General features: G+C 64.2%; 1 protein-coding gene. It reads left to right on the top strand.

Annotated elements, in window-relative coordinates; all coding sequences use genetic code 11:
- Positions 1 to 62: 62 nt before the first annotated feature.
- Positions 63 to 232: GTPase (locus tag Q5762_RS40285; RefSeq protein ID WP_399495676.1), on the top strand; the 170-nt coding region annotated here is incomplete at its 3' end.

Below are 232 nucleotides of genomic sequence, written 5' to 3'. Positions count from 1 at the left end.
CGCGAAACGTCAGGTGGAACAACAGGCAGCCAGCGTCTTGCTGTCGCAACTGGAGGCCGGTGATGGCTGAGGATACCAACACCCGCGCGGGCTTCGTCGCGCTGATCGGGGAACCCAACGCGGGCAAATCCACGCTGTTGAACCGGATGGTCGGGGCCAAGGTCTCGATCGTAACGCATAAGGTGCAGACCACCCGCGCGCGCATCCGAGGCATCGCCATGGCGGGCGATTC

This window comes from Streptomyces sp. P9(2023), from assembly GCF_032436795.1.
Taxonomy (GTDB): Bacteria; Actinomycetota; Actinomycetes; order Streptomycetales; family Streptomycetaceae; genus Streptomyces.
This window is presented reverse-complemented; position numbering and strand designations above follow the sequence as displayed.